This window comes from Neobacillus drentensis, assembly GCF_036962765.1.
In the GTDB taxonomy this organism is placed as follows: Bacteria; Bacillota; Bacilli; order Bacillales; family Cytobacillaceae; genus Neobacillus; species Neobacillus drentensis_C.
This window is the reverse complement of the sequence record NZ_JBALOS010000289.1, coordinates 1-9728: the sequence shown is the minus strand read 5'-3', so window position 1 is coordinate 9728 and position 9728 is coordinate 1. Positions and strand designations below refer to the sequence as shown.

The 9728-nt window shown below is 35.7% G+C and carries 7 protein-coding genes; all 7 read right to left on the bottom strand.

The genetic code is table 11. The features are described from left to right. Positions 1-73 precede the first annotated feature (73 nt). On the bottom strand, positions 74-1033 hold the full coding sequence (locus V7137_RS27200; protein WP_335700956.1) for a DUF4822 domain-containing protein: 960 nt from the start codon (positions 1031-1033) through the stop codon (positions 74-76). 170 nt (positions 1034-1203) lie between these two features. Further along, positions 1204-1890, bottom strand: coding sequence for a response regulator transcription factor (locus V7137_RS27195; protein ID WP_335700955.1), 687 nt, complete (start codon positions 1888-1890; stop codon positions 1204-1206). Beyond that, a complete protein-coding gene (locus V7137_RS27190; protein WP_335700954.1) occupies positions 1887-3338 on the bottom strand; it encodes a sensor histidine kinase in 1452 nt (483 codons plus the stop codon). Before V7137_RS27190 ends, V7137_RS27195 begins: the two co-directional genes overlap by 4 nt. Positions 3339-3832: 494 nt before the next feature. Continuing rightward, positions 3833-4333 (bottom strand): hypothetical protein, encoded by a 501-nt coding sequence (locus V7137_RS27185; protein WP_335700953.1) that lies wholly within the window; start codon positions 4331-4333, stop codon positions 3833-3835. A 773-nt stretch (positions 4334-5106) separates the two neighbouring features. Next, on the bottom strand, positions 5107-6633 hold the full coding sequence (gene ahpF, locus V7137_RS27180) for an alkyl hydroperoxide reductase subunit F (RefSeq protein WP_335700957.1): 1527 nt from the start codon (positions 6631-6633) through the stop codon (positions 5107-5109). Positions 6634-6865: 232 nt separating this feature from the next. Beyond that, positions 6866-7429 (bottom strand): alkyl hydroperoxide reductase subunit C, encoded by a 564-nt coding sequence (gene ahpC, locus V7137_RS27175; protein WP_218346920.1) that lies wholly within the window; start codon positions 7427-7429, stop codon positions 6866-6868. Positions 7430-7771: 342 nt separating this feature from the next. After that, positions 7772-9226, bottom strand: coding sequence for a L,D-transpeptidase family protein (locus V7137_RS27170; RefSeq protein ID WP_335700952.1), 1455 nt, complete (start codon positions 9224-9226; stop codon positions 7772-7774). Positions 9227-9728 lie beyond the last annotated feature (502 nt).

Sequence of the window (9728 nt, the reverse complement as noted above, 5' to 3'; positions counted from 1 at the left end):
AAGAAAACAAAAAAGGAATGGAGAAAACCATTCCCTTCTTGACTACATGCTGAGTCCTGCTTGAAGTATTTCATTACTTAGAGAATTTAAGTTTAATATCACCATCATAAGGTATATGCTCAACAGTTATGGTTATGTCTTTCCCATCCTTATCTTTACCTTTTCTTTTATAGGTGAATTTATTTTCATTAAGCTCTGTTAGTTCAAGAACGGCACCATACTTCATCCCTAGGGAAACATGGGCTCTTATCTTATTTCCATGTACGATATCGAAATAGCCGTAATCACCGCGGCTTTCACCAGTCTTAGCATCAAAAAATTCATATTTATTTGTCTTATCATCATATTTGGCAAGACCTAAATAATTAGAATTATAACTGGATACATCGTTGCCATTTTCATCTAATGCCACGGTTCCTTGCCATAGGGTGCCTGCTAAAATTTTATCCCCATCAATGTTTGTCACTACTTCTCCTGTGGTTGTTTCCAACTTCTTATCCGGATCAGTAAAGGAAAGTTCTGTGTCTTTATAAGGAATATGATCAACAAATACCTCTACATCGTTACCATTAGCATCTTTACCCATTCTTTTATAGGTAAACATATCTTTATTTAGCTCTGTTATTTTGACAACAGCTTGGTAACCCATCGATTCTGATATTAATACTCTAACCTTCCCATCGTTGGTGATAAAGAAAGTTCCTTTATCGCCACGACTTTCTTTGGTGGTTTTATCAAAAAATTCATATCTCGATGTTTTATCGTCATATTTGGCGAGACCAATAAAGTTTGAATTATACTTTGTTAAGTCATTATGATCTTTATCATATACCTTTGTTCCTTGCCAGTTTGAATTGCTTAGTATACTAGCCAATTCCTGCCCTTTGGTTACCTTATTTTCTTTTTTACTGTCTTTAGATTTTTGTTCTTGCTTTTGTTCACTTTGATTGGCTTGTGCAATTGTGTTACAACCTGTTAGTAATAATGTGAACCCGAGTAGTATGGATGATAATGTTTTTACTTTTTTGTTCATTTTGTAGTCTCCTTATTCTCAATTAATCTTTACTTAAATTATGTTAATACGTAATCTTAAACTCCCTCTAAATAATTTCTTAAAAAAAGATAAACTTTTTAATAAAATTTCTTAATATCCATAAAAAATACCGCCACCTTTGTGACGGTTACTAAAACAGATTATTTCATTTACACATTAAATCGATACCCGGCTCCCCAAACAGTTTCCAAGAATTTCGGATGTGCAGGATCCCTTTCGATTTTCCCTCGTATTTTCCTGATATGAACGGTGACAGTTGAAACATCTGCTGCCGAGTCTAACCTCCATATATTTTCATATAGCTGTTCTTTGCTTAACACTTGATTCGGATGCATCACAAGAAACACAAACAAATCGAATTCTTTTGTTGTGAACGGAATTTCTTCTCCGTTCATATGAACTTTGCGCGCTGCCTTATCAATGGATATTCCATGAACGAAAATGGTATTTGTTTTAGCCTGATTTCCTGCCAAACGTTCAAAACGCTCTAAATGTGCTTTCACCCTAGCTACCAGTTCACTTGGACTAAAAGGTTTGGTAATATAATCGTCTGCCCCTAAACCGAGACCTCGAATTTTATCGATCTCGTCCTTTTTAGCGGATACAAACAAAATAGGAATATTTTTAACAGCGCGTATTTGTTTACATATCTCAAACCCATTTACACCTGGGAGCATGACATCCAAAATAATTAAATCATAATGATTTTGAAGAGCTAGTAGGAGACCTGAATCACCATTATGTTGAATTTCGACATTAAAATGATTAATTTCTAGATAGTCTCTTTGCAGTTCTGAAATACTTACATCGTCTTCAATAAGCAATATCTTTTTCACCATACATCTCCTTTCTTTTTTAAGGAAAAGAAGATACTTGTACCTTTTCCTATCTTGCTTTTAGCCCACATTTCCCCTCCATGCTCTTGAATGATATGTTTTGTGATGGCAAGTCCTAAGCCACTTCCGCCTGTCTGAGAATTTCTAGATTGTTCTGCCCGGTAAAAACGATCAAAAATGTAAGGTAAAGCAGCCGGCTCTATCCCTTGCCCATTATCTTTTACTTGAACAGTTACATCGTAAATTCCTTCATATAGAGAAATGGTAATGTTCTTTTGGTCCTTATTCATATATTTTACACAATTGCTAATTAGGTTGGCCATTACGCGTTTTAATTTCTCCCTATCTGCTATTACACTTATCGGTTTGTCCATAAGATGAAGGTCAATTTGGATCCCTTGTTGGAGTAAATCAAGATGAAGGTCTTCTACGTAGTCTCTCATATATTTATCCAATTCGACGGTTTCAAAAGTAAAGGGCTCTTTTTTTAAATCCAGCTTGGAAAATAAGAACAGTTCATCTATCAATGAATCCATATATCTTGCTTTTTGGTACACAGTTGATAAGTACTTGTCCATCTTCTGTGGAGTATTAGCTACACCGTCTTTTATCCCCTCAACATATCCAATAATTGAAGTAATAGGAGTCTTCAAATCATGCGAAATATTAGACAATAGTTCTTTGCGATTTTCCTCATACTGAATCTGGAGATTTACGGATTCCTTTAACTTTATTCTCATATCCTCAAACGCTTTATTTAATTGTCCGATTTCATCGTTCGATGTAGCTTTGATTTCAAAATTTAGATCTCCTGATTTTATTCTCTCAGCACCTTCTCTAAGAATTGAAATAGGCTTGATGATGCTTCGTGAAACTAGATAGTTCAAAAGTCCAATAATCATGATAAACAGAACCAGTAATAGACCGAATAAAATGGGAAACAACTCCCGAGTCAATTCAGCAAAGGAGCTTGCCTTCCTCAATACAAAAATACTTCCTTTACTATTATCTGGAAAATAGAAGTCAAACTTCACATAAGTGAAAAAAAAATCGTCAATTTTAATCGTATCTCGTGTATTAATGTTCGTTTCTTCAAACCCGGGAAGGGACTTAATCAATGTTTGCTTATTAAGAGTGGGAGAAGCGTACTCTATGCTTCTATTCTTTCTTACGACAATCTTAATATCTTGCTGTTCAATCTTTTTTAGTTCCTCTTGGATTAGAAGTTGCTTAGGATTATGTTTAGCCAACAGCTTTAAGTCTAGAAACGCACTTTCCTCTACTGGTGTTAATGGTTTTTGAACATAAGATTTTTTGTAAAAATACTCGATAGATTTTACATCACCAGTTATCGCAAAAATAAGTAAGAAACCAGCTGCTAAAAATAAAAGGATAGAAATAAGGATTACCCCAACGTAGGACAACAGAAACCTCATTTTAATTGACATTATATTCACTCCAGTGTCTATCTCTTGCTCATTCTATAATGGAAGTTCACCATTTTCGGCTAATTCTTGAATGGGAGATACTGTTTGCAAATGTACCATATCACATAATCCTTAAAACTTTCTAAAATATATATGAAAAATCCGTAAACATCTACCAATAAACGGCTTTATTTACTTCTCAAAATTTTTTTCTTAATGGTATGATGTTTAATATTTATTTATACGTGAGTAGTGATTGTGTTTTTTTTCTAAAAGCAGGAAGTGATGATTGGATCTCCATTGAAAAAAAGAGCGCCAACTGATATAACCATTGGTTGATGATTAAATAAGTTGACAGCTCTTTATTTTAAAAAAATTATTTGTGGTCTGCGAAATATTTAAATAAATTGATTATGAGGAAATCGGTATCAGGCACCACACAAGTGTTTTAATCATTTATTATTATTTAAGCAGACAAAATCCCCATTCTCTTCATAAAGTAATTACGAAGAAAATCATCCTCTGGTTTCTCTGTTTTTCAATAAATGCAAGAAAAAAATACTAATGAAATAGGTCATAAAGTAAACAGGAAAAGAGTAGTATAAATGCCATCCGCTATACGTATAAACATTTAATTTGGCTGCAATAAACTCCATTCCCATATTAAGTAGAGATATAAAAATTAAGAAAATGAATTTCTTGAGGTTTGACTTGTGTATAAACCATTTATCATAAATGAAAATGATAATATAGGTCACAGGTCCATAAACAAATAAGTATAAAATTAAATCAAACAACTCAAATTTCTTCATATCAAATACATCGTATAGGTCTAATGGTGGACCAGCGAGAATATGGTCTACAGCTATTCCGGTAGAAATATTAAATAAATACAAGACGATACTTGTCGTGTAAGTAAATCTTTTTGGAAAAAGTTTTACTACTATTAATGATAAGATAATAGCAAGAATGATAATGAAAATTTCATTTACATCAAATTTTGTTGAAAGAGGCATTGTTTATTCTACTCCTTACTAACTTGAATAAACAATACTCAAATAGAAGACACATAACGACAGTGATTCCGCCTACATATCCCCATTTCCAAAAGGTCCAGTTTTTCAAGTGGACTATCTGAAACCTTTCATTTGCTGTTACAAGTAATTTAAAAACATAAATCCATACAATAGAAAAGATGATTTTTACGGAAAAGTGCTTACTAATCTTTTGTAAAAAGAAAAGAGAGAGAGGCACTAATATAATCCGATCCATAATCAAATGGAGGAGACTAAATGGGTTTTCAATTATCGTAATCATTTCTAGGTTAAGTGCGAAAATGTCGTAAATGAGAATTGTAATAAATAGAATAAAAAAGTAATTACCTAGAGACTGGACTAAATCGTTCCTACATTCACGCAACCACAGAATAATGAAGGTTATACTAATGATTAACTTTATAAATAAGAACATTTTTCTCTCCTGCTTCTCTCCATATTTTTAATCTCATACAAGTATTCCCAGATGCCGGGACTGTTACTCCCCGATTATATAGAGAGAAGAGGGACGAGTTAGCTAACATTAAAGTATTGACAGTAATTAACAAGCATATTATTATCATTATCGATAATGATAATAATACGGTTAATAGGATAAAAAAGGGGAGATTCGAATGGTAAGTACAGCAACGATTATTTCGATGTTTGTTCCGATTATAGTTTCATTTTTGCGGGGTGCCTAGATATAAAAAAAAGTCACTTACTACCCAACTGGTAGTAAGTGACTTTAGTCATTAATTTCGGATTAGATAATCAAATGCACCTAATGCTGCAGTTGCACCTGATCCCATTGAAATAATAATCTGCTTATATGGACTATTTGTGCAGTCTCCAGCCGCAAACACTCCTGGTATGTTGGTTGCTCCATAATTATCTACAACAATCTCCCCAAATCGAGTCCGCTCAATGGTTTCGCCTAACCAGTCGGTATTTGGTACAAGACCAATCTGGACAAACACACCTTGCAATTCAACGTGATGCTCTTCTTGTGTATCGCGATCGATGTAAGAAATACCGTTTACCTTGTCGGTGCCAGTAATTTCTTTTGTCTGAACATTCTTTAAGACCGTTACGTTAGGCAAGCTGTAAAGACGGTCCTGAAGGACAGAATCAGCTTTAAGCTCTGGCGCAAACTCAAGAACTGTAACATGGTTCACAATGCCTGCGAGATCAATGGCTGCTTCAATACCTGAATTACCTCCGCCAATAACGGCTACGTCTTTTCCTGCAAACAATGGACCGTCACAATGTGGGCAGTATGCTACACCTTTGTTTTTAAACTCTGCTTCGCCAGGAACACCAATATTACGCCAGCGGGCACCTGTTGAAAGAATAACAGTTTTACTTCGCAAAATAGCACCGTTTTCGAGTTCGATGGCAATAAGATCCTTCTTCACTAAACGCTTAGCACGCTGTAAATTCATAACATCAACATTGTACTCTTTGACATGTTCTTCAAGACTTGCTGCGAGTTTAGGACCTTCTGTATATTTTGTGCCGATAAAGTTTTCGATGCCCATTGTGTCCATAACCTGACCGCCAAAGCGTTCAGCCACAATCCCCGTACGAATACCTTTGCGTGCCGCATAAATGGCTGCACTTGCACCGGCAGGGCCGCCTCCAACAACAAGCACATCAAATGGTTCCTTATCAGAAAGCTCTGATGCATCAGAACCACTGCCCATCTTGGCCAGGATTTCTTCAAGTGTCATACGGCCGCTGCCGAAAGATTCACCATTTAGGAGAACAGTTGGTACGGCCATGATGTCTTTGCTTTCTACCTCTTCTTTAAACGCTGCACCATCAATCATGGTATGCGTAATGCCAGGGTTAAGAGTGCTCATGATGTTTAGTGCTTGTACCACATCAGGACAGTTGTGGCAGGTTAGGCTGATGTAAGATTCGAAATGATATTCACCTTTAATATTTTTAACTTGATCAATAAGCTTTTGATCAACCTTAGGAGCTCTTCCGCTGACCTGCAGCAGAGCTAATACTAATGATGTGAATTCGTGTCCAAGAGGAACACCAGCAAAAGTTACCCCAGTGTCTTCGGAGATACGATTCACACTAAAGCTTGGTGTTCTTTGTAATTTGGTTTTCTCTACTTTAATGTTAGCTGACATGGCGGCTAATTCATCTATTAAAACCAGCATGTCTCGAGAAACATCATCGGATCCTGCGCTCACTTTAAGCAGCACATCGCCTTCCATTAATTGTAGGTACTGGGCTAACTGTGATTTTATATCTTTATCTAGCATTAATCTCACTCCTTAAATTTTTCCTTCGAGTCAGTGGATAATTCCATAAATAATAATAATTCTAATTCAATAATTATTATCATATAAACTTCATTATCAGTCAAGTGAAAAATCCCACTATTATTAGGCTTTAAAAAAGTGATGCTGTAATATATAAAATAGCAGTTTTAATTATGTACTGAAAAAGGGAATTGGAAGCTTCCAATTCCCTTAGTATTTTTAAACGTACCTCTTAGATTTTACCTACAAGGTCAAGGCTTGGCTTAAGTGTTTCTCCACCTTCTTGCCATTTAGCTGGGCAAACTTCACCTGGATTGTTACGAACGTATTGTGCCGCCTTAATTTTGTTCAAAATCGTGCTTGCGTCACGGCCAATGCCATCTGCATTGATTTCCATAGCTTGAACTTTACCGTCTGGATCGATAATGAAAGTACCGCGTTGTGCAAGACCTTCTTCTTCGTCTAGTACATCAAAGATACGAGAAATTTTTTGAGAAGGGTCACCAACCATAATGTATTCAATTTTGCCGATAGCAGGTGAGTGATCATGCCATGCCTTATGAGTAAAGTGAGTATCTGTAGATACAGAGTAAACTTCTACACCAAGATCTTTCAATGTTGCGTATTGGTTTTGCAGGTCTTCTAGTTCAGTTGGGCATACGAATGTAAAGTCTGCTGGGTAAAAGCAAACCACGCTCCATTTTCCTTTAAGGTTTGCTTCAGAAACGGTAATAAAATCACCGTTATGGTAGGCTTGTGCTGTGAATGCTTGTACTTCTTTTCCGATTAAAGACATGATTTATTTCCTCCTAGAATGTTTTTTGAGATTTATTGTTAACTAGTTTTGGACCTAAAGTCAAAACTATAAATAACCAATAACAATGATAACCTTTTAATTATTATTAGTTAAATAGAATAATTCTAATTACAAAGTTATTATCATATAAATCGTATTGGTTTGTCAAGCATGAAATCCGGATTTAGTATAAATGCAATAGAATCTATCCGATTCGTTATGATCTAGTAACTCTAAAAATAAATTTTCAATTACTATAAAAATTTCTCAATTACCACTTATGGTTACAGTTTTACTTCATAAAAAAATCAGGAAATCGTTATCGATTTCCTGATTCATTGGTTAATAGATGACCACCGGCTCGTATGTTTCGAGATTATTATAAACAGTTTTCATAATACTAGCTTGGGTGTTGACACAGCCACCTGATCCTGCATTAAGGTAGGCAGTGCTTGACCAGTTTGACCGCCAGCTGGCATCGTGGAACCCTTGCCCGCTGTTCGTAAATGGAGCCCAATAATTGACTTTCACTTCATAAGAACCACTGCCTACATGTGAGCCCTTGAGTACGGATGGTGTTCGCTTGAAAAGGATATACCAGACTCCTTTTGATGTATCCTCACCGGTGCTGTGTTTGCCAGTCACGACATTTGTTGTGAGGACTAATTTTCCATTTTTATAAAGCCAAACACGCTGTTGTGCAATCGACACCTCGGCATACGTATGGCCTATGCCATTGTTCGTAGTCGTTTCATAACCGTAGCCCTCATTACTCCAGCCATGTCCGATAATATGAGAAGCAGTAACGGATTTCTCACCTTTTTCAAAAGCCGTCTTAATCTGTTTTGTTTCCTTTTTCACATCTAATGCCCAGCCATAGCCTTGCCCCTTAACCTTAATGACTTTACCTGAATGGGTCTTAAAGGTGAAATCTTTATCTAATGTGGCTTGAGAACTATTAATTTCATCAATTTTCTTGTCAAGATCGCTTTGATCTATTTTCATCTTCATGTCCTTTGACACAGAAGCAGTTTTAATTAACTCGCTGCCTTTTAAGGAATATACTTTATCCTGGACCTTAAAATCAACGGTTCGTTGAAGGAGTTCCTGCAGCTTTTTCTCTTCATTTTTTACAATCTGACTGTCTTCTTTGATTGGCTGTATGTATACAGGATTAAGACGAATTTCACTAGTATACTCCTGCTTTTCGTAGTCCTTTAATAAACTAGCGACATCAAACTGCTGGCCATTATTACTTTTTGAAATGATAATTTTACCCTGTTCCAAACGGGCCTGTGCATCTTTTGGCGCAGTTAAACTTTTATTCATGGATGCAAGCTTGTCTTCCACTTGTTTTTTCAACTCTTGGCTGCGATACTGATCGAGATTGCTTGGAACTAATGAATAATTTTTAGCTTTGGAAGAAGGAAAAAACGTATGCTGGTTTTTTAATAATTTTTTCACACCTGATAGATCTTGCTCCGTAAATCCCATTGTTGTATCTTTACCATCTATAATTTGCTGTTCTCCGACATAGACTTCGTTTTTTAAGACAGATGTTTTTAACGCTTTAAGTGCCTGTTCAGCAGTCAGTCCCCCGACTGTTGTGCCGTTGAGCTTGATATGAGCATTAAAGTGATTTGCCTGATAATAGCTGATTCCCGCAGTTGTGAGTGCAATAATAATGATGATACTTGTTGTGATAAACTTCCAGCTTTTAAACCATTTAGCTGGTTTCTCTGATTTCCCCCGTTGTTTGGCCCTTCCCTCAACGGATTCTGATAAAGCATTTTCCATAAATATTCCCCCCGTACCTATACATCCAGTTATCGACGTTCTTCGACTTAAACCATTTGGTTTTACATCCTTAAACAATCATCTTCTTAGATTTTACTACTATTCTACTAAAAGTATAGTGTGAACTTTGTCACATTTTGTATCTGTGTGAAATTTTTATATTTATCACTTTTAATAGCAGCGAATCATTTTATAATAAAAGTTTGCAATACACAAGATTAATTTAATATAAGGGGCCTGTCTGAGGGTAACGGGTTCCGATACGGGGTACAAAAAGGTAAATCACATTATATTTAAGGCATGAATTAACATAGGAATTTACGCCCTAATTTTTTTATTATTGTATCAACGATTTTTCTTTTTCTGTTCCGTTTTCCCTTGCTATTTTACAAAGGTTTTCTTTTAAGGGACAAAACTTATTGTTCAATGTGAATGTTTATGAGAAATGGAGGGACTAGTACGCATAATTGGCGACTCACTACAGATGAAGGACAAAACCAAT

Excerpts from the sequence above, each read along its gene's own strand:
- ahpC (WP_218346920.1), bottom strand. The coding sequence starts at position 7,429 with ATGTCTTTAATCGGAAAAGAAGTACAAGCATTCACAGCACAAGCCTAC.
- V7137_RS27170 (WP_335700952.1), bottom strand. The coding sequence starts at position 9,226 with ATGGAAAATGCTTTATCAGAATCCGTTGAGGGAAGGGCCAAACAACGG.
- V7137_RS27185 (WP_335700953.1), bottom strand. The coding sequence starts at position 4,333 with ATGCCTCTTTCAACAAAATTTGATGTAAATGAAATTTTCATTATCATT.
- ahpF (WP_335700957.1), bottom strand. The coding sequence starts at position 6,633 with ATGCTAGATAAAGATATAAAATCACAGTTAGCCCAGTACCTACAATTA.
- V7137_RS27190 (WP_335700954.1), bottom strand. The coding sequence starts at position 3,338 with ATGTCAATTAAAATGAGGTTTCTGTTGTCCTACGTTGGGGTAATCCTT.
- V7137_RS27200 (WP_335700956.1), bottom strand. The coding sequence starts at position 1,033 with ATGAACAAAAAAGTAAAAACATTATCATCCATACTACTCGGGTTCACA.